Origin of the sequence: Mesorhizobium sp. M2A.F.Ca.ET.042.01.1.1 (genome assembly GCF_003997405.1) — a bacterium.
Lineage (GTDB): Bacteria > Pseudomonadota > Alphaproteobacteria > Rhizobiales > Rhizobiaceae > Mesorhizobium.
The window spans coordinates 1-17,441 of sequence record NZ_RZRX01000127.1 but is presented as its reverse complement, the minus strand read 5'-3'; the positions used below and the strand labels follow the sequence as shown (position 1 = coordinate 17,441).

Here is a 17,441-nt window from a genome sequence, read left to right as displayed (position 1 = left end):
CTGTAGGCGCGGTCGGCGGCGCTGTGGTGGGCGGAGCCGCCGGCGGCATCGTCGGGGCGCTGACGGAGTCCGGTGTTTCGGAACGTGATGCACATGTCTATGCCGAGGGCGTGCGCCGCGGCGGCAGTCTGGTGACGGCCAGAGTGGATGATCGGCTAACCGGCGAAGCTGAACGGATCCTGCGTGGAGAGCGTGCCGTCAATCTTGACGAGCGGCGTAGCGCTTACGAGGCCAGGGGATGGACAGGATTTGACGCTGCCGCGGAGCCTTATGATGACATTGAGGCTGAACGCGATCGTGTTCGGCGAACCACACCGCTCTAAGAAATGCGGCCCCGTCGAACTCTCGGCGGGGCTTTTTCTTGCCGGGCGAGCGAGGCGTCCGGCATTTGGATTGCCCATGTCGGAGCCGAGTGGATGACCCGGATCGCGACCTTCAACGTCAATGGTGTGAACGGCCGACTCCCCGTTCTCCTGAAGTGGCTTGGCGAGACCGATTATGACGTTGTCTGCCTCCAGGAGCTGAAAACGTCCGACGAGAACTTTCCCATCGAGGCAATACGGGACGCCGGCTTCGGCGCGATCTGGCACGGCCAGAAATCCTACAACGGGGTGGCGATATTGGTGCGCGGAAAGGATGCGGTCGAACGCCGCCGTGGCTTGCCTGGCGACCCCGATGACTCGCACAGCCGCTATCTCGAGGCGGAGATCGACGGCCTCATCGTCGGCTCCATCTACCTGCCGAACGGCAATCCGGCGCCAGGGCCCAAGTTCGATTACAAGCTCCGCTGGTTCGAGCGTCTCGTCACCTACAGTCGATCGTTGTTGGGCGAGCGCACGGTGCTTTGTGGAGACTACAATGTCGTGCCGACTGAGATAGATGCCGTAGTCCCCCGACGTTGGTTAGGCGATGCCGTTTTTTTCCCGGAAAGCAGGAGTGCCTACGCTCGCATGCTGGGCCTGGGCTGGGTGGATGCAATGCGCCGTATCCATCCGTACAAGGGCATATACACCTACTGGAACTTTTCCTCTCGCGGCGGCTACGACCGAAGCTCCGGCCTGCGGATGGACCATCTGCTCGTGAGCCCGTCCCTTGCGAAGGGCATTCTGGCCGCGGGTGTCGATGTTGAGACTCGTGGATGGGAAAAGCCAAGCGATCACGCCCCCGCCTGGGTCGAGGTCGGCTGAACCTTTTGCGCTGTCGCAGTTGCAGATAGCCTGCTTGGCAGCGGTCGCCCACGCTTGATGTCGAACCTCTGAAAGGAGGCCTCAAGATGCCAAGGTTTGTTCCAACTCGGGTTCGCGCCCATCAAGCTGGGAAAGCTCAACGAGGGTGGCGCGCTGGTGCACGCGCGCGGCCGCACTTGGGGTCCGCTGATCGTCCAGGACCTGTTCAAGAAGGAGCCGTAACGGATTTGCTGTCCACTGTCAGAGATGCTTGCTCGATCCATGAGATATCCACGCGGGCAAAAGCATGTCTCCCGAAAGTGGGAACCGGTTTCGGGATAAAGACATGCGTAAAATCAAAACCTAAAGTGCACGGAGCGAATCTGAAAGATCGCGACGCGCTTTAAATCAAATCCGAGGTCCGAAAGCGAAGACGGCTTACTGGTTGGTGGCGTTGCGATAGATGTCGAGCACGCGCGTCACGCTGCCGAGCAGAAGCCCATGCGCGGTCGGTCTGATGCGACCCGCGCCGACCTCGACGTCGAGCTGGCCAATATATTGGCTGATCAGCGGGCGCGGAATCTCCCTGTCGCCAAGCGCGGCCAGCACCGCTGCGGTTGCGCGCTGCGCTTCCGGCGCCAGCCAGTAGTAACGGATGCGGTCGCTGAAGGAGAAATGCCGCCGCAGACGCTGCTCGTCGGGCGTGCCGCAATAGTATTTCTGCCAGTTGCCGGGCGAGCCGAGCATCACGCGCTCCATGGCCGCCGGCAGGGCTTCACGCGACGGATCAGGCGCCAGTTCGTCGGCAATGTGGCTGAGGCCGTAGAGCGCCTCGCGCAGCGCGAATGTCAGCCATGGGCCGACTTTGAGGATGGCGAAACCGTCACGCACCAGCATGCCCAGCGCTTCCGCCGGCTGGTAGTCGGTCGAGTGCACTTCGAAGACGAATTGCGGCATGCGTTCCAGCACGGCGACCAGCTCGATCGTCTTCTCCGGCGCATAGGCGACGATATCGGCATTGCCGAATTCGACGCCGGGCTGGACGACGACGCCGACGACCCGGTCAAAGGCGCCATCGAGGCCGAGGCGAGAGAAAGCCCTGCGATGGACCTCGACCGTGCGGAGCGCGTCGGCAGGCTCGGTGACATGCATGTGCTCGAGCGGTTCGAGGGCACCGCCGGGGACCGGCACCTCGGTGCCGATGATGTAGACGGGTTTCTCACCGCCGGTGCGCGCGACCGCCGCCTCGGCGACCTTGGCAAGCTCGGCCGCGCGGGCAGCAATCGTCTCGTCCGGGAGCGGCACCGGATCGTCGGCGCAGGCCATGCTGGTGTCGAGATGCAGCTTGGTGAACCCGGCGGCCGCATAGGCGTCGATCATCGCGGCCGCTTTCCGCATCGCCCCGGCAGCGGAGTCGTGCTTCCAGGGATTGGGTCCAAGATGATCGCCGCCGAGGATCAGACGATCAAGGGGAAGACCGGCCCTGCCGGCATACGTTTCGACGAGGCCGCGAAACGCGGCCGGCGCCATGCCGGTGTAGCCGCCTTCGTGATTGACCTGGTTGCAGGTCGCCTCGACAAGGACATCCGCGCCGTGCAGCGCGCCGTGGCGGAGCGCCGCGTCGATCACCAGCGGATGCGCCGAGCAGATCGAGGTGATGCCTCCCTTGCCGCCCGCCGCCCGCCGCGCGCCGATGGCCGCAAGTCTCTTGGTCGCGCAGCTCATGCGCGTGTACCGGCCCTGGCGATGAAAGCCTCGACATCGGCGAGCCGATGAATGCCTTCCATGGGTCCCTTCCGCGTCACGGCCAGCGCGCCGCAGGCGTTGGCGATGCGCAACGCCTCGGCAGGCGCGGCGTCGCGCAACCAGAAGCATACGAAGGCGGCTCCGAAGCAGTCGCCGGCGCCAGTCGGGTCCACTTCCTCGACGGCGTATCCGGGCATTGCGACCGAGCGCTGGCGATCGTGATAGACGGCGCCGTCAGCGCCTCTCTTCAGCACGATGCAGGCTATGCCCCGACCAAGCAGCTCGGCGATCGCGCCCTGCTCGTCGCCCGCTGAAGAGAACAGGAGCAACTCGTTGCCGCTTGGCAGAAAGACGTCGGTCTGCGCCAACACCCTGTCGAGCGCCTCGCGCATGCCTGAGTCCTGCATGATCTCGCGCCGGACGTTGGGGTCGAAGGACACGGTGCCGCCCCTGGCCTTCACGGCCGCTGTCGCGGCGAGCACAACGTCGGTCGCCTTGTCCGAGAACAGCGACGAGCCCATGACATGAAAGTGGTCGGCATCGGCAAGCAAGCGTCTTGCGGCATCATCGATGGCCAACAGGCCCGCCGCGCTGTTGCGGATGTTGAAGACGAAACGCCTGGAGGCATCGGGCAGATAAGTGACGAAGGCAGTGCCGGTGGCGTGGCCCTTGTGGGACGCGATCGCCGAAACATCGGCGCCGAGCGCTCGCAGCCGGTCAATGTTCAGCTGACCAAAATCGTCCTCGCCGACGGCGCCGATGAGGCCCGCCGGCTGCCCAAGCGCCGCTGCCTGGCCGACGAAGATCGCGGGGGCGCCGGACGGAAACGGCCCTACCAGCGGTCCAGGCTCGAGAAAGCTCTGGCCGATGCTTTCAGCCATGATCTCGACGAGGATTTCACCGGCGCAGACCAGCTTCTTCATCCATGACCTCCGGCATTCGCCGCCGCACGGCGTGCGCCGTCCGCAATTCAATATGGCGTGAAATTTTTCACGTCAATTAACTAGTTTTACGCATGCAATAATTTCTTTCGACGCGTTGAAACTTGTAAGTCTTCCTGTAAAATTTCAACTTGCGCTCGCGCGCCGGCGCACCGTAGTGGTGGCGCCGGGGCAACACAGGGACACGGCGCTTGGAAGTTCCACGCCGCGAGGGCTTTGAATGTCGATGACGCACAAGACTATGGAGGATTTCGCCCGTTCCTGCGGCGTCTCCAGACCGACACTGTCGAAATTCTTCGACGATCCGACCAGCGTCAAGCCGGCAACGCGCAAGCGTATCGAGGATGCGCTGCGCTCGTCCGACTACCAGCCGAACCTCTTCGCGCGCAATCTCAACCGCAAACGCACGCGCAGCATCGGCATTGTCGTGCCGACGGTGACCGACCCGTTCTATTCAGAGATGGTCAGCCGCATCGAGCTCAGGCTGCGCGACGAAGGCTACTGGCCGGTGGTCATTTCCTCGCATGGCTCGACCGAACTCGAGATTGAAGCCACCCGAACCATCTTGTCGCTGAAGGTATCCGGCGCGCTGATCGCGCCGCTGGGCAAACGATCCGATCAGAGAACCCTGGAAAAGCTCACGCAGACCATCCCGATTGTTTATTTCGACACTTTCCTGGAAGGTGACACGCCATTTGTGGGCAACAACAACGCAAAAAGCGTCGCGACGATCGTGGATTACCTTTGCCGTTCCGGCGATGCCCCGGTCTACTTCGACATCCCGCACGTCAATCACAATTCGGCGGAACGATTGAGCAGCTATGTCGCCTCGATGCAGCGACAGGGGTTCGAGCCTATCGTCTTCGGCAACACCGACGACTATACTTGGGAGTTCGAGCGCATCGGCTACGAGCAGACGGAGAAGCTGCTCGACAATGGCGGCCTGCCGGGCAAGACCGTCCTGTGCGCCAACGACCGCCTGGCCTTCGGCGTGATGGCGGCGGCTTTCTCGAAAGGGCTGAAGGTGGGCCGTAAGCCGGCTTGCGACCTTCGCATCGCAGCCCATGATGATCATCCACTCAGCCGCTATACCTGCCCCGCGCTCACCACCATGGCGCAGGATTTCGCCGCCATGGCCGGCCGCAGCGTCGAGACACTGCTGGCGCTGCTCGACGAGGATGCGGCCGCCGTGACGCCGAAGGTCAGTCTCGACGCAACATTGGTGATGCGTCAATCGGCCTAGACGCCTTCAAACGCCGGATCGAAATTGCGCCAGGCTGCAACAGCAGCCTCGACCGCCTGACGCGACGCCGGACCATGGCGGCCCATTGAGACGAATCCATGGATCTGTCCTGGCCAATGTTTGACCACGATCGGGACGCCGTCCATCTCGAGCCGCCTTGCATAGGCCTCGCCCTCGTCGGCGAGGATGTCATGGCCGGCGATAGCGACGAAGGCCGGCGCCGCGCCGGCAAGGCTCTCGGCTTTGAGTGGCGAGACGCGCCAGTCTGACCTATCGGCGGCGCTGCGGACATAGTGGTCACGGAACCAGGCCATGGTCGCGGCCGTCAGGCCGAAACCTTCGCCGAAGCGGCGATAGCTGTCCGCAGTTTGGGCGGCGTCGGTGTTGGGGTAGAACAAGAGCTGCGCGGTCGGAGGGCATTTGTCATTGCGGGCAAGCAGCGCCAGCACCGCGGCGAGGTTGCCGCCGGCGCTGTCGCCGGCGACGGCGATGCGGCTGGCGTCAATGCCAAGCCCGCCGGGCATATCCTGCATGAAGGAGAGAACGGCACGGCAATCCTCGACCGCAGCCGGAAACCTGTGCTCCGGCGCCAGCCGGTAGTCCGGCGAAACGACAACACAGGCGGCGATGTTGGCGTACCAGCGGCAGATCTCGTCATGCGAATCGAGATTGCCGATCACCCAGCCGCCACCGTGCAGATAGAGCAGGGCCGGCGCGTCGGCCGCCGCAGCACCCTGCCCGCGATAAATCCGAACGTTGAGAGGGCCACCGGGCCCGGCAATGATTTGCTCGCACACCGAATCGACAGGCTCGCGCTCGCCTTGCAGGCTACGGAAACCGTTATTGTAGGCGCGTCGCGCCTGCTCGGGTGTGCCGGTCTCGAAGGGCGGCTCATGCGCCTGTCGGCCAAGGTCGAGGACCGTCCGCGCCTGCGGGTCGAGCGATACGGGCGATGTCGGCATGGGACCGCCTCAGGCCAGCAGGCTCGCCGCCTCGTCCTCGCCAAGCAGCGGCGGCTGGTCGACTTTGCCGGCGATGGCGACCGAGTTGCGGCTCTCGCCCGAGGCGAGGATGGCCTCCATGATCTCCAGCACATGCAGCGCCAGTTCGCCGGACGCGCGCGGCTTTCTCTTCGCCGACAACGAATGCGCCAGGTCGGCGACACCGAGCATGCGGTAATTGGCGCGATCCGGCGCCGCATAAGGCCAGTTGCGCGCGCCATAGAGCTCGCTTTCGCTGGCGAAATCCGTCCACTCGGCACCACGCGCGGAAAGCGAGACCGTGCCGCCGAAAGTGTCGGGGTCGGGCAGCCTGAGCGACCCTTCGGTGCCGTGCAACTCGATGGGGTGGTTGGAGTGCTTGAAGACATCCCAGGAGGCACCGAAAGTGACGGTGGCGCCGGAGCGGAATTCGAGCAGCGACAGGATGTTGGTCGGCGTGCCGACCCTGAAGCTGGTGTTCTTGTAAGGGCCGTCGGCGGTGATCAGCCGCTCCTCCTGGCCGCGCGTGGCCATCGCCATGACACGGGTCACGGGGCCGAGCAGGTTGACGAGCATCGTCAGATAGTACGGCCCCATGTCGAAGACCGGGCCGCCGCCTGGCTGGTAGTAGAATTGCGGGTTGGGATGCCAGTGCTCCATGCCGCGCCCCATCATGAAGGCGGTGCCGGTCACGGCGCGGCCGATCGCGCCCTCGTCCATCAGCCGGCGCGCGCGGCGTCCGGCGGCGCCGAGGAAGGTGTCGGGAGCCGAGCCCAGCAGCAACCCACGCCTCGCCGCCTCAGCCACCAGCTTGCGGCCGTCGCTGGCCGAGGTGGCGAGCGGCTTTTCGGTGAAGACATGCTTTCCCGCCGAGAGCGCCGAAAACGAGATGTCGAAATGCGCCGCGGGAATGGTGAGGTTGAGGACGAGATCGACCTCCGGGTCGGCGAGCAACGCATCGATGCCGAGCGCGCGGATGCCATATTCCTTCCCGCGCAAGACAGCCATCTCGGCGGAGATATCGGCGCAAGCGCGCAGTTCCACGCCGGCGAAAAGTGCCGCGTTGCGCAGATAGGTCATCGAGATGTTACCGCATCCGATGACGCCGATACCGAGCTTCGCTCCTGAATTTGCTTGCATTTCCCTTTCGACCTCCCAATCGGCGACGCCCGAGACAAGCCATCGCGACGGCGACGGACAATTTTCGTGACTCGCTATAGCGCATTTTAAATCTTGACGCGCGTAAAATTTTTATAGAGCATATGAAAACGCTAACTCAGCGTCGCAGGCCGCCGGCCTTGTAAATCAAGAGATTAGGGAATTATGAGCCTAGGGACCAAAGTGCGCCTTGCGCGCCTCTTTTCGCATCCATCGGGAAATCTATTCGGCGGCGCGGTCGACCACTTCGTCGGCTATGGCGACGTGCGCAAAGGCGGCCTTGCCGATCTGCCCGGCGCGCTGGCCCGCGTCATGGCGGGCAAGCCCGACTATGTCAGCATCCAGCCCGGCACCGCGCGCCATCTGTGGCCGCAATATGCGGGCAAGGCTGCCCTGGTGATCCAGGCCGGCTGCTTCACGCCGGACGACCGCATCAGCGAATTGATTGCGACGCCCGAGGACGCGGTGCGCGCCGGCGCCGACGCGTTGGCCGTGGCCATTCCGGTGCGCGGCGCGACCGAAGGCAAATACATTCGCTGGCTGACCGATTCGGTGAACGCGGCCGCCCGCTACGGCATGCCGGTGGTGGCGCATATCTATCCGCGCGATTTCACCGACGGGGCAAAGATCGTCTTCACCCCCGACGAGATCGCCTATGCCGCGCGCATCGGCTACGAGTCCGGCGTCGACGTCATCAAGATCGGCTACACGGGCGATTTCGAGTCCTTCCGGGAGACCGTGCGGACCTGCCCGGTGCCGGTCGTGATCGCGGGTGGCCCGAAGACCGATACGCTGCTCGGCGCGCTACAGCAGACGGCGGACGCCATCCGCGCCGGCGCGCGCGGCGCGGTGGTGGGCCGCAATCTCTGGGGGCACGGCGATCCTCAGAAGGCAGCACTTGCCTTTCGGAGCGTCATCCATGACGGGCTTTCGGCGCAAGAAGCGCTTGCGAAGGCGGGCGCCTGAACGATGCGCGCCGTTCCCTCGATCCTCGGCTTCGGCGCCATTGCGATCGACGACATCGTCTATGTCGATCAGCCGTTGTCGGGGGGCAAGGGAAAGGTTCTGCAAAGCACGCGCGCTTTCGGCGGAAATGTCGCGACGGCGCTTGCCGCCGTCGCGCGGCTCGGCGGACGCGCCGGGTTCATCGGATGGCTGGGCAGCGCCGATGACGATGCCGCCTTGTGCGACCTCGTCGCCAGCGGCGTCGAAACCGCGTTCGCGCCACGCCATCCCGACGCGCGGCCGGTGCGCTCGCGCATCATCGTCGGCTCGGACGGGGACCGGTTCATCGCCTATGACGACGACGCGATGCTGGGCACCGCACCGGACTTTCCGGACGAGATCCTCAGCCGCGCGACCGTCCTGATCGTCGACAGCTACGCGATCCGCTCGCTGGATGTCGTGGCCCGGGCTCGCGAGCTCGGCCTCGCGATCCTCGGCGATGTCGAATGGAGCGCCGGCCCAGCCACGGACAGGCTGATGGCGCTCTGCGACCATCTCATTCTTCCGCTCGGCTTTGCGCGGACCGCCACGGGCCGTCGAGCGCCCGCCGAGATGCTTGATGCATTGTGGTCGCCATCGCGCTCCGCCGTCGTTCTGACCGACGGCGGCCGGGGCGTCTATTACCGCGGACGCGAGGATACGGCGCTGTGGCACCTGCCTCCGCACCGGGTTGCGATCGTCGATTCGACCGGTGCCGGCGACTGCTTTCACGGCGCCTATGCCCATGCATTGACGCGCGGATCCGACACCGCGGGCCGGGTGGCATTCGCTGCCGCGGCGGCGGCGCTTTCGATAACCGGGCGTGGCGGACGCGAGGCGCTTCCGACCGACAGCCAGGTCACGGAATTGCTGGCATGGGCCAGCGCGCCATCGGCGGTCGAACTGAAATATGCGCAACTCGATACCGGAACATAGGCGGAAAGCCACCCGGAAAATTTTCACAAGCAAAAAAGCCAAGGTGAAGACAAAAACGGCTTTGACTTGTGGAGGGAGGAATATGGCGGAAGTCATTCTTGAAAATATCTGCAAAACCTACGGGAACAATTTCCGCGCGATCGACCGATTGAACCTGTCGATCGGGGATGGCGAGTTCTTGATCCTGGTTGGGCCGTCCGGCTGCGGCAAATCCACCGCCTTGCGAATGATCGCGGGATTGGAGGACATCACAAGCGGCAGCCTTCGCATCGGCGGCATAGACGTCGTCGACATGCCGCCCAAGGACCGTGACATCGCGATGGTCTTCCAGAGCTACGCGCTCTACCCGCATATGACGGTGTTCGAAAACATCGCCTTCTCGATGCGGCTGGCGGGCAAGCCGAAGGCTGAGCGCAAGAAGCGCGTGGACGAGATCGCCAAGACCCTTCAGCTGACGTCGCTGCTGGACAGCAAGCCCGCCAACCTTTCCGGTGGACAGCGTCAGCGGGTCGCCATGGGCCGCGCCATGGTGCGCGAGCCGGCCGCTTTTCTCATGGACGAGCCGCTCTCCAATCTGGACGCGAAACTGCGCGTCCAGATGCGCGCCGAGATCACCAGCCTGCAAAAGCAGCTCGGCGTGACGACCATTTACGTTACCCACGACCAGACCGAAGCGATGACGATGGGCGACAGGGTCGCGGTGCTGAAAGGCGGCGTGCTGCAGCAGGTCGACACACCGAAGCGGCTCTATGAATCGCCGGTGAACGCCTTCGTGGCCGGCTTCATCGGCTCGCCTTCGATGAACCTTTTCGAGGGGACACTGACGGGCGACGAATTAACGGCCGGCACCTTCGCCATTCGGCTGCGGGATGCAGCCTTCGTGCGAAGACCGGGCTTGAGGTCGTTTGCGGGGCGCAAGATCGTGTTCGGGATCCGGCCGGAGCATCTCTATGACAGCAGCCTCGAATCCGGGCGCAAATATCAGACGATCCCTGCAAAGGTGACCTCGATCGAGGAGCTCGGGTCGGAACATATCGTCCATCTCAACATCGACGCCGTCCGAGTGGACTCAGGCGACCCGGACGCGGTGAGGGATTTCGGCCTGGCGTCGAATGCGGTGGCGAAATTCGAACCGGAAAGCGCAGTCCGCTCCGGCTCGGAAATCCGGTTGGCCCTGGATGATACCAAGCTCCATTTCTTCGATCCCGAGACGCATCTGGCGATCTGAAGATTTGCGGCAAGGCCAGCAGGCGGGAGCGAGGCGCCTGCGAATGAAGATTGCTGAATAAACCAGACGATCGTCCGCATTGTGCGGCCGATCTCAAAGAAGGAGGAGAAAATGACGTTTCGAATAAAGCCCATAATGCTGAAGATGGCCGCGGCCGCATGGCTGCTTGGCGCAACCAGCGCCATGGCGGACACGACTCTGGAATTCACCCAATGGTGGGAGCCCGAATTGCCCGCAGGCTCGCTGCGGAAGATCATGGACGAATTCGAGGCCGCCAATCCCGGCATCAAGGTGACGCTGGTCAGCGGCCCCTATGCGGCAACGCGGGATCAGATCTCGGTCGGCGCGGCGACCGGAACGCTGAGCGACGTCGTCGGTCTCGATGGCGCCTGGGTGAACAATCTGAACGCGCAGAACGCGCTTGCCGACATGAACCCGATGATGGATGCGAGCAAGTTCGACAAGACGCAAGTCGCGGACATCATCAAGGTGGACGGCAAGGCCGTGATGTTCCCGGTCGCTTCCTTCGTCTATCCGGTCTTCGTCAATCTGGACCTCGCCGCCCAGGCAGGCGTGACCAAGCTGCCATCGACCCGCGCGGAGTTTCTCGAGGCCGCCAAGAAGATGACCCTTGCCGACAAGAACCAGTATGGCTGGGTGCTGCCGCTGTCGCTGCAGTCGCCGTCCGGCGTCCAGAACGACATGATGTCGTGGGTCTGGGCATCGGGCCAGTCGATGATGGCTGACGGCAAGCCCGCCCTCGAGGGCAAGCCGGTGGTGGACATGCTCACCTTCGTCAAATCGCTCAATGACGCAGGCACCATCTCGCCCGGCATCGCAACCAAGACGGAACAGGAAAAGGTCGAGGAATTCGTCAACGACCGGGTGGGGATGATGATCGACTCGCTCGCGCATGTGAACCTCATCCGCAAGCGCAATCCGAAGCTGAACTTCGACCTCATTCCGGTCCCGGTCGTGGAGAACTATAACGGCAAGCGCGGCCTTCCCTATGCCTCCTGGGGCATCGGCATCTCCGCCAGCTCGAAGCACCAGGAAGAGGCCTGGAAACTCGTCCAATATCTGATGAGCGAGAAGGTCAACGCCAAGCTGGTGTCGCTGGCCAACGCCTTCCCGGGCAACGTCAACGCCAAGCCCGATTTCGTGACCTCGGACAAGGCGTTCGGCAAGGCTTTCGAAATCTTCAAGACCGGTTACCTCGCCAACGAGTTCACGGGTCTGCCGGTGGCGGAAGACCTGATGACCCAGTTCGACGTCGAAGCCCAGAAGATGCTGGCCGGCGAGCAGTCTCCGGAACAAGCCGCGGCCAACGCTCAGAAAGGATGGACGGCTAAATTCTGATCGGGCTGTTTCACGATCTTCGACCGGGAGGCCTGACATCGGGCAGGCCTCCCGGCAACAATGGACCGGCGACGCGAGTGTTCGCGAAGCTCGCCTTCTCTCGAAGGCGTATCCCAAGGTTGGCACATGACCCGGCAGAAGCGCTCCCGTCACAGACTGAAACGAACGGTCGCACCCTATCTCTATCTGTCGCCCTCGCTGGTGATCATCAGCCTGCTGATGCTGCTGCCGATGGTGACGGTGATTTCCTATTCGTTCCAGAACAGCGCGGTGCTGCGTCGCGACTCATCCTTTGCCGGACTGAAACACTACCAGGCGATCTTTGCCGATCCCGTGTTCTGGGCCTCGCTGTGGCACACGCTCTACTTCACCTGCATGAGCGTCGTTTTCCACATGACCATCGGCATGATCTTCGCGCTCATGCTGAACAGCGACCGCATCAATCCGACGCTGCGCAACATCCTGCGCGTGCTCTACATACTGCCCTGGCTCTTCACCGCGGTGATTATCGCGGTGATCTGGCGCCTGCTGCTCGAGCCCAACGGTGTCGTCAACAGCATTCTCATGCAGTTGGGCATCATCGGTTCCAAGATCGAGTGGTTTTCCTCGCCCGAGACCGCGCTGCATGCCGTCACCTTCGCCAATATCTGGGCGGGCTACCCGCTCTTCATGGTCAGTCTGCTCGCGGGCCTGCAGGGCATTCCCAAGGATTTCTACGAGGCCGCCGATATCGACGGGGCGAAGGCCTACCAGAAGCTGATCTTCATCACCATCCCGCAGCTGATGCCGATCATCATCAGCATCTCGTTGCTGGACTTCATCTGGACGATGCAGGTCTTCCCGTTGATCTGGATCACGACGGGCGGCGGTCCGATCTACTCGACCGAGGTGCTCAGCACCTACACCTACAAGCTGGCGTTCTCGAGCTACAACCTGTCCCAGGCGGCGGCGAGCGCCGTGGTCATCCTGCTGATCTCGCTTGGCCTGACGCTGTTCTACATTCGTTATCAGAAGGCCCGGTAATCACCATGAGGAAAAGGCACACGACGAAGGACAGGCTGATCACCGTCGCGCTGCATGTCGCACTTGCAGCCGGGCTGTTTTTCGCGGCCTTCCCGATCTACTGGATGCTCACCAGCTCGTTCAAGTCGAACACCGAGATCTTCGCCCTGCCGCCAACCATCCTGCCGAAAGCCTTCACGCTGGAAGCCTATGCGGCGATCCTTGGCGACCCGGTCAAGCTGCGCTTCTTCTTCAACAGCTACTTCGTGGCCTTCGTGGTGACTGTGCTGACGGTGCTGATCGCCTTGCTGGCGGCCTACGGGTTCAGCCGCTTCAATTTCCGTGGCAAGGGCAGCCTGAACACCCTCATCATCAGCACGCAGACCATCCCGCCGATCACGCTTCTGATCCCTTTCTTCGGTCTGGTCGTCTCTTATCGCATCTTCGACACCTATATGGCGCTGATCCTGACCTATCTGGTCTTCACCCTGCCCTACGCGATCCTTCTGATGACGGGCTATCTGAACACCTTGCCCCGCGATCTCGACGAAGCTGTCGCTGTCGACGGCGGCACCAGTTGGACAGCGCTCTGGCGGGTGATCGTGCCGATCTCGCTGCCCGGCATCGTGGCGACGTCGGTCTATACTTTTCTGTTGTGCTGGAACGAATTCCTCTTCGCGCTGACGCTGACGAAGTCGACATCGATGCGCACCGTCCCTATCGGCATCCAGCTTCTGATGGGGCAGCACGCTTTCGAATGGAACCAGATGATGGCGATGAGCGTGCTCGGCTCATTGCCGCTGTTGTTGATCTACCTCATTGCCCAGAGGTTCTTCCTCGCCGGCATGACCGCGGGCTCGGTCAAATAGGCACGTCCCGCGGAGAACCAAGGAATGAAAGGATGAACGTGAGAGACCTCAAAGTCGGTTGCCAGACCTTCACCTGGGAAATGCTGGGAGACCGGTTCACCGGCGGCCCCGATGATCTCATCAAGGCGATCGCCGATGGCGGCTATGCCGGCATCGAGATCACCGACACGATGATAGGCCGCTATGCCGGCAAGCCGGCCGAATTCGCCGCCGCGCTGAAGGCGTTTGGCCTGACGCTCGTCTCCTTCGCCTTTGGTTCGAAGAGCGGCTTTACGCTCAAAGAGAAAATCGGCGAGGACCTCGACACCGCCAAGCGCTGGATCGACTTCGTTGCGACGTTTCCGGGCGCGCTGGTGTCGATGGGCTCGGCGACCGTCGTGTCGGACGGACCGCGCGAGGACAAGTTCGCGATTGCCGCGGAAGTCTACAACCGTGCCGGCGAGCTCGGCCGCAAGGCCGGCGTCCGGGTCGCGGTGCATCCGAGCTCGCACCATAACACGCTGCTGTTCGACCGTGCCGATTACGACCGCATCTTTGGGTTGATCGACGCTTCGCTGATCGGCTGGGTGCCGGACACGGGGCACATATTGCGCGGCCACAAGGACATGGCCGACACGCTCACGACCTATCGCGACCGCATCCGCTACGTGCATCTGAAGGATGTCGATGCGAACGGCGCCTGGGCGATGCTCGGCAAGGGCGTCTGCGACACGGCGAAGGTGATCGAGATCGCAAGTGCTGCCCCCAACTTCAATGGCTGGCTGGTGCTTGAGGAGGAATCCGAGACTGCCGCCGCTGATCCGGCCGGCGCGGTCAAGACCAACCGCCAGACCATGCGCGGCTACGGGGCGTGAGACGATGATCCACAAGCAAGACCGTCGCCTTCGTGTCGGTGTGCTCGGCTGCGGGCCGATCGCGCAATTCGCGCATCTGGAATCCTGCGTGAAGGCAAGCAACGCCGACCTTTACGCAATCTGCGATGCGGCGCCCGATCTGCTGGCGCGGATGGGCGCCACCTACGAGCCGCGCAAGATGTATGGCGACTATGACGAAATGCTCGCCGATCCGGAGCTCGAGGCGGTGATTGTCGCCACGTCGGACGCCTATCACGTGCCGATGTCGATCAAGGCGCTGGAAGCGGGCAAGCATGTGCTGTGCGAAAAGCCGATCGGCGTCTCGGTCGAGGAAGGCGAGAAGCTTGCCGAAGCGGTCAAGCGCTCGGGCAAGGTGCTGCAGGTCGGGCACATGAAACGCTTCGACCCGGCGCTGGAAGCGGCGCGCGATTTCGTGCGCGACGAGATGGGCGAGATCCTGGCGCTCAAGGCATGGTATTGCGATTCCACCCATCGCTACACCAACACCGACGCGGTGCAGCCACTGCCCATCACAAGCAAGCTGGCAAAGAAGCCGGGCGGCAATCCGAAGGCGGATCTGCGGCAGTATTTCATGCTGGCGCACGGCTCGCATCTGGTCGACACGGCGCGCTTCCTGTGCGGCGAGATCACCGCCGTTCGTGCCCGCCTCAACGAGCGCTTCGGCGCCTATTGCTGGTTCGTCGAGACCGAATTCGCCAATGGCGCGCTCGGCCATCTCGATCTCACCGTCGCCGTTCGGATGGACTGGCACGAGGGTTTCCAGCTCTATGGCCAGAACGGCTCGGTGATCGCGAAGACTTTCAATCCCTGGTATTTCCGCGCCAGCGAGGTCGACATCTTTCACGAGAAGGACGCGACCTCGCGCAAGCCGCTCGGCGCCGACGGCCATTTCTTCCGTCGCCAGTTGGAAGGCCTCGCCGACACGGTGCTCAACGGCGCGCCGCAGCGCGGCGCCACGGTTGACGACGGGCTCGCCTCGATCCGCGCCATGGCGGCGATCGCCCGCTCGGTCGAGAGCGGCGAGCGCGTCGCGCTCGCCAGCGTGACGGGAGCGGTCTGATGCAGGTCGGCGTGTTCGCCAAGACTTTCCCGGGCAGCGAGCCGACCGGCGTGCTTGCCGCTGTCCGTGATGCGGGCTTCGCGGCCGCCCAGTTCAACCTCGCCTGCGCCGGCCTGCCGTCGATGCCGGACGCGGTTCCGGACTCGGCGATCGTCGCCATCGGTGCCGCTGCCAAGGCGACCGGGATCGGTCTCGTCGCTCTCTCCGGCACATACAACATGGCGCATCCGGACAGCCGGATGCGCGAGGACGGACTGGGACGGCTGGCGGTCGTCATCGAAACCGCGGCCAGGCTTTCGATCCCGCTCGTCACGCTCTGCACCGGGACGCGCAACGCCGAGGATCAGTGGGCGCATCATCCCGACAATGCTGATCCCTCGGCCTGGGCCGACATGGCGCGCGAGATGGAAAAGGCGCTTCGGCTTGCCGAGCGCCACGGCATCGATCTCGGCATCGAGCCGGAGCAAGCCAACATCGTCACATCGGCCGAAGACGCGATGCAGCTGATCGGCGAGATGGGCTCGAAGCGGCTGCGCATCGTGCTCGATCCAGCCAATCTGTTCGAGCGGGCGAATGCCGAACAGGCACGCTCCATCGTTGCCGAAGCGGTCGAGCGCGCCGCTGGCCATGTCTCTCTGGCGCATGCCAAGGACCGCTTCGCCGACGGCCACTTTGCCACGGCCGGACAGGGCGTCGTCGACTTCGCCGACTTCATCGCCCGGCTGAAAGCCACAGGCTTCGACGGGCCGCTGGTGACGCATGGGCTCTCGGCCAGGGAGGCGCCGGGCGTCGCGCGCCTTCTCAAGGAGCTGGTGTGATGGCGGGCCAGATGGCGCTTCTTCGCGACGGCACGACGCTGCTCGGCACCGACACGGGCGAAGGCCTGGGGGTCGTCTTCCAGCACGGGCTCGGCGGCGGCGAGGTGCAGGTCGCGCAGACTTGTCCCACCGGCTTCCGCCGCATCACGCTGGAATGCCGCGGGCATGGCGGCTCCGGCCTCGGTGAGCGGCGGCCGTTCTCGTTCGAAATGTTCGCCGACGATGTGCTTGCCGCGGCCGACCGGGCCGGCCTCGACCGCTTCGTTGCCGGCGGCGTCTCGATGGGCGCAGGAATCGCGCTTCGCCTCGCCTGCCGTCATCCGCGGCGCGTCGCTTGCCTCATCCTGGTGCGGCCGGCATGGACGTTCTCGCCAGCGCCGCAGAACATGCAGCCGATCGCCGAGGTCGCCGAGCTCCTCCTCGAACATGGCGCCGACGAGGCGCGGAAGATCTTCGCGCAATCCGAGACCGCCGCGCGGCTCTACCGCGACGCGCCCGACAATCTCGCTTCGCTGCTCGGTTATTTCGACCGGTTCGACGCCAAAGCCTTTGCGCGAGTGCTTGCCGACATCGCCGGCGACGGACCCGGCGTTTCGGAACGCGACGCTGCCGCGCTCGACATTCCGGCGCTGGTCATCGGCAATGCGATGGATGCCGTGCACCCGTTGTCGACCGCCCATGCGCTGGCTGCCGCGATACCCAACGCGATCTTCGCGGAAGTAACGCCCAAGGCGCGCGACAGCGCGAAGCATTTCGCCGAGCTGCACGAGCAGATCAGCTTCTTCCTTCATTCCCACTCGAAAGCCCGGAGCCTCGTTCCGTCATGACCAGCAAACCTCTCTCCGGTCCCGCGGCAATAGCCGCATTGCGGCGCAACCGGCTCATCGGCGAATTCTCGCTATGGTCGGCCGACCTCGCCAACATGGAGCGCGATCTGAAGCGGATCGAAGCTCATGCCGATCTGCATCACATCGATGTGGCGGACGCCCGTTTCACGCCCGGCTTCCTGTTCTTTCCGGATCTGGTGGCGCGCATCACCAGGCTCACGGCCAAACCGATCCACGTGCATTTGATGG

General features: G+C 63.7%; 16 protein-coding genes and 3 pseudogenes. 15 read left to right on the top strand and 4 right to left on the bottom strand.

The annotated features are described in order from the left end of the window. From EOA23_RS19655 to EOA23_RS19645, 3 genes and pseudogenes are all read left to right on the top strand, one after another. Positions 1–323 (top strand): annotated as a pseudogene (locus EOA23_RS19655) (hypothetical protein); the annotation flags it as partial. Between the two features lie 93 nt (positions 324–416). Then, positions 417–1,187 (top strand): exodeoxyribonuclease III, encoded by a 771-nt coding sequence (xth, locus tag EOA23_RS19650; protein ID WP_127305373.1) that lies wholly within the window; start codon positions 417–419, stop codon positions 1,185–1,187. A gap of 102 nt (positions 1,188–1,289) precedes the next feature. After that, a pseudogene (locus EOA23_RS19645) lies at positions 1,290–1,409 on the top strand (NADP oxidoreductase coenzyme); the annotation flags it as partial. Between the two features lie 195 nt (positions 1,410–1,604). Here the strand turns inward: EOA23_RS19645 and EOA23_RS19640 are convergent. Continuing rightward, the gene (locus EOA23_RS19640) at positions 1,605–2,891 is read right to left on the bottom strand and encodes a D-tagatose-bisphosphate aldolase, class II, non-catalytic subunit (protein ID WP_127305372.1); all 1,287 of its coding nucleotides are present in this window, start codon (positions 2,889–2,891) and stop codon (positions 1,605–1,607) included. Continuing rightward, positions 2,888–3,835 (bottom strand): sugar kinase, encoded by a 948-nt coding sequence (locus EOA23_RS19635; RefSeq protein ID WP_127305371.1) that lies wholly within the window; start codon positions 3,833–3,835, stop codon positions 2,888–2,890. Before EOA23_RS19635 ends, EOA23_RS19640 begins: the two co-directional genes overlap by 4 nt. Before the next feature lie 238 nt (positions 3,836–4,073). Here EOA23_RS19635 and EOA23_RS19630 point away from each other — a divergent pair, with 238 nt between their 5' ends. Beyond that, the gene (locus EOA23_RS19630; RefSeq protein ID WP_127305370.1) at positions 4,074–5,096 is read left to right on the top strand and encodes a LacI family DNA-binding transcriptional regulator; all 1,023 of its coding nucleotides are present in this window, start codon (positions 4,074–4,076) and stop codon (positions 5,094–5,096) included. Here the strand turns inward: EOA23_RS19630 and EOA23_RS19625 are convergent. After that, positions 5,093–6,058 carry an alpha/beta hydrolase gene (locus EOA23_RS19625; protein ID WP_127305369.1) on the bottom strand — a complete coding sequence of 322 codons (966 nt, stop codon included), beginning with the start codon at positions 6,056–6,058 and terminating at the stop codon, positions 5,093–5,095. The two genes, EOA23_RS19630 and EOA23_RS19625, sit on opposite strands and share 4 nt — an antisense overlap. A gap of 9 nt (positions 6,059–6,067) precedes the next feature. Next, on the bottom strand, positions 6,068–7,216 hold the full coding sequence (locus tag EOA23_RS19620; RefSeq protein ID WP_127305368.1) for a Gfo/Idh/MocA family oxidoreductase: 1,149 nt from the start codon (positions 7,214–7,216) through the stop codon (positions 6,068–6,070). A 183-nt stretch (positions 7,217–7,399) separates the two neighbouring features. On the opposite strand from EOA23_RS19620, the gene EOA23_RS19615 reads away from it, so the two are divergent. The 11 genes and pseudogenes from EOA23_RS19615 to EOA23_RS19565 all read left to right on the top strand — a co-directional run. Further along, on the top strand, positions 7,400–8,200 hold the full coding sequence (locus tag EOA23_RS19615; RefSeq protein ID WP_127305367.1) for a class I fructose-bisphosphate aldolase: 801 nt from the start codon (positions 7,400–7,402) through the stop codon (positions 8,198–8,200). 3 nt (positions 8,201–8,203) lie between these two features. After that, the gene (locus tag EOA23_RS19610) at positions 8,204–9,154 is read left to right on the top strand and encodes a PfkB family carbohydrate kinase (protein WP_127305366.1); all 951 of its coding nucleotides are present in this window, start codon (positions 8,204–8,206) and stop codon (positions 9,152–9,154) included. An 82-nt stretch (positions 9,155–9,236) separates the two neighbouring features. Further along, positions 9,237–10,382: an ABC transporter ATP-binding protein gene (locus tag EOA23_RS19605; protein ID WP_127305365.1), complete on the top strand. Its 1,146-nt coding sequence runs from the start codon at positions 9,237–9,239 to the stop codon at positions 10,380–10,382. Positions 10,383–10,493: 111 nt separating this feature from the next. Further along, positions 10,494–11,741, top strand: coding sequence for a sugar ABC transporter substrate-binding protein (locus tag EOA23_RS19600; protein ID WP_127305364.1), 1,248 nt, complete (start codon positions 10,494–10,496; stop codon positions 11,739–11,741). A 126-nt stretch (positions 11,742–11,867) separates the two neighbouring features. Next, positions 11,868–12,764, top strand: coding sequence for a sugar ABC transporter permease (locus tag EOA23_RS19595; RefSeq protein WP_127305363.1), 897 nt, complete (start codon positions 11,868–11,870; stop codon positions 12,762–12,764). A gap of 5 nt (positions 12,765–12,769) precedes the next feature. Then, a complete protein-coding gene (locus tag EOA23_RS19590; RefSeq protein ID WP_127305362.1) occupies positions 12,770–13,612 on the top strand; it encodes a carbohydrate ABC transporter permease in 843 nt (280 codons plus the stop codon). 32 nt (positions 13,613–13,644) lie between these two features. Further along, positions 13,645–14,466, top strand: coding sequence for a sugar phosphate isomerase/epimerase (locus tag EOA23_RS19585; protein ID WP_127305361.1), 822 nt, complete (start codon positions 13,645–13,647; stop codon positions 14,464–14,466). Between the two features lie 4 nt (positions 14,467–14,470). Then, positions 14,471–15,547, top strand: coding sequence for a Gfo/Idh/MocA family oxidoreductase (locus tag EOA23_RS19580; protein ID WP_127305360.1), 1,077 nt, complete (start codon positions 14,471–14,473; stop codon positions 15,545–15,547). Next, positions 15,547–16,365, top strand: coding sequence for a sugar phosphate isomerase/epimerase family protein (locus EOA23_RS19575; RefSeq protein WP_127305359.1), 819 nt, complete (start codon positions 15,547–15,549; stop codon positions 16,363–16,365). The genes EOA23_RS19580 and EOA23_RS19575 overlap by 1 nt, the downstream gene beginning before the upstream one ends. Continuing rightward, positions 16,365–17,192: an alpha/beta hydrolase gene (locus tag EOA23_RS19570; RefSeq protein ID WP_127305358.1), complete on the top strand. Its 828-nt coding sequence runs from the start codon at positions 16,365–16,367 to the stop codon at positions 17,190–17,192. Before EOA23_RS19575 ends, EOA23_RS19570 begins: the two co-directional genes overlap by 1 nt. After that, positions 17,189–17,441, top strand: a pseudogene (locus EOA23_RS19565) (D-allulose-6-phosphate 3-epimerase); the annotation flags it as partial. The gene EOA23_RS19570 and the pseudogene EOA23_RS19565, both read left to right, overlap by 4 nt.

What these genes read in the sequence shown, in the direction of transcription:
- xth (WP_127305373.1), top strand. Translation starts at nt 417, where the DNA reads ATGACCCGGATCGCGACCTTCAACGTCAATGGTGTGAACGGCCGACTC.
- EOA23_RS19640 (WP_127305372.1), bottom strand. Translation starts at nt 2,891, where the DNA reads ATGAGCTGCGCGACCAAGAGACTTGCGGCCATCGGCGCGCGGCGGGCG.
- EOA23_RS19635 (WP_127305371.1), bottom strand. Translation starts at nt 3,835, where the DNA reads ATGAAGAAGCTGGTCTGCGCCGGTGAAATCCTCGTCGAGATCATGGCT.
- EOA23_RS19630 (WP_127305370.1), top strand. Translation starts at nt 4,074, where the DNA reads ATGTCGATGACGCACAAGACTATGGAGGATTTCGCCCGTTCCTGCGGC.
- EOA23_RS19625 (WP_127305369.1), bottom strand. Translation starts at nt 6,058, where the DNA reads ATGCCGACATCGCCCGTATCGCTCGACCCGCAGGCGCGGACGGTCCTC.
- EOA23_RS19620 (WP_127305368.1), bottom strand. Translation starts at nt 7,216, where the DNA reads ATGCAAGCAAATTCAGGAGCGAAGCTCGGTATCGGCGTCATCGGATGC.
- EOA23_RS19615 (WP_127305367.1), top strand. Translation starts at nt 7,400, where the DNA reads ATGAGCCTAGGGACCAAAGTGCGCCTTGCGCGCCTCTTTTCGCATCCA.
- EOA23_RS19610 (WP_127305366.1), top strand. Translation starts at nt 8,204, where the DNA reads ATGCGCGCCGTTCCCTCGATCCTCGGCTTCGGCGCCATTGCGATCGAC.
- EOA23_RS19605 (WP_127305365.1), top strand. Translation starts at nt 9,237, where the DNA reads ATGGCGGAAGTCATTCTTGAAAATATCTGCAAAACCTACGGGAACAAT.
- EOA23_RS19600 (WP_127305364.1), top strand. Translation starts at nt 10,494, where the DNA reads ATGACGTTTCGAATAAAGCCCATAATGCTGAAGATGGCCGCGGCCGCA.
- EOA23_RS19595 (WP_127305363.1), top strand. Translation starts at nt 11,868, where the DNA reads ATGACCCGGCAGAAGCGCTCCCGTCACAGACTGAAACGAACGGTCGCA.
- EOA23_RS19590 (WP_127305362.1), top strand. Translation starts at nt 12,770, where the DNA reads ATGAGGAAAAGGCACACGACGAAGGACAGGCTGATCACCGTCGCGCTG.
- EOA23_RS19585 (WP_127305361.1), top strand. Translation starts at nt 13,645, where the DNA reads ATGAACGTGAGAGACCTCAAAGTCGGTTGCCAGACCTTCACCTGGGAA.
- EOA23_RS19580 (WP_127305360.1), top strand. Translation starts at nt 14,471, where the DNA reads ATGATCCACAAGCAAGACCGTCGCCTTCGTGTCGGTGTGCTCGGCTGC.
- EOA23_RS19575 (WP_127305359.1), top strand. Translation starts at nt 15,547, where the DNA reads ATGCAGGTCGGCGTGTTCGCCAAGACTTTCCCGGGCAGCGAGCCGACC.
- EOA23_RS19570 (WP_127305358.1), top strand. Translation starts at nt 16,365, where the DNA reads ATGGCGGGCCAGATGGCGCTTCTTCGCGACGGCACGACGCTGCTCGGC.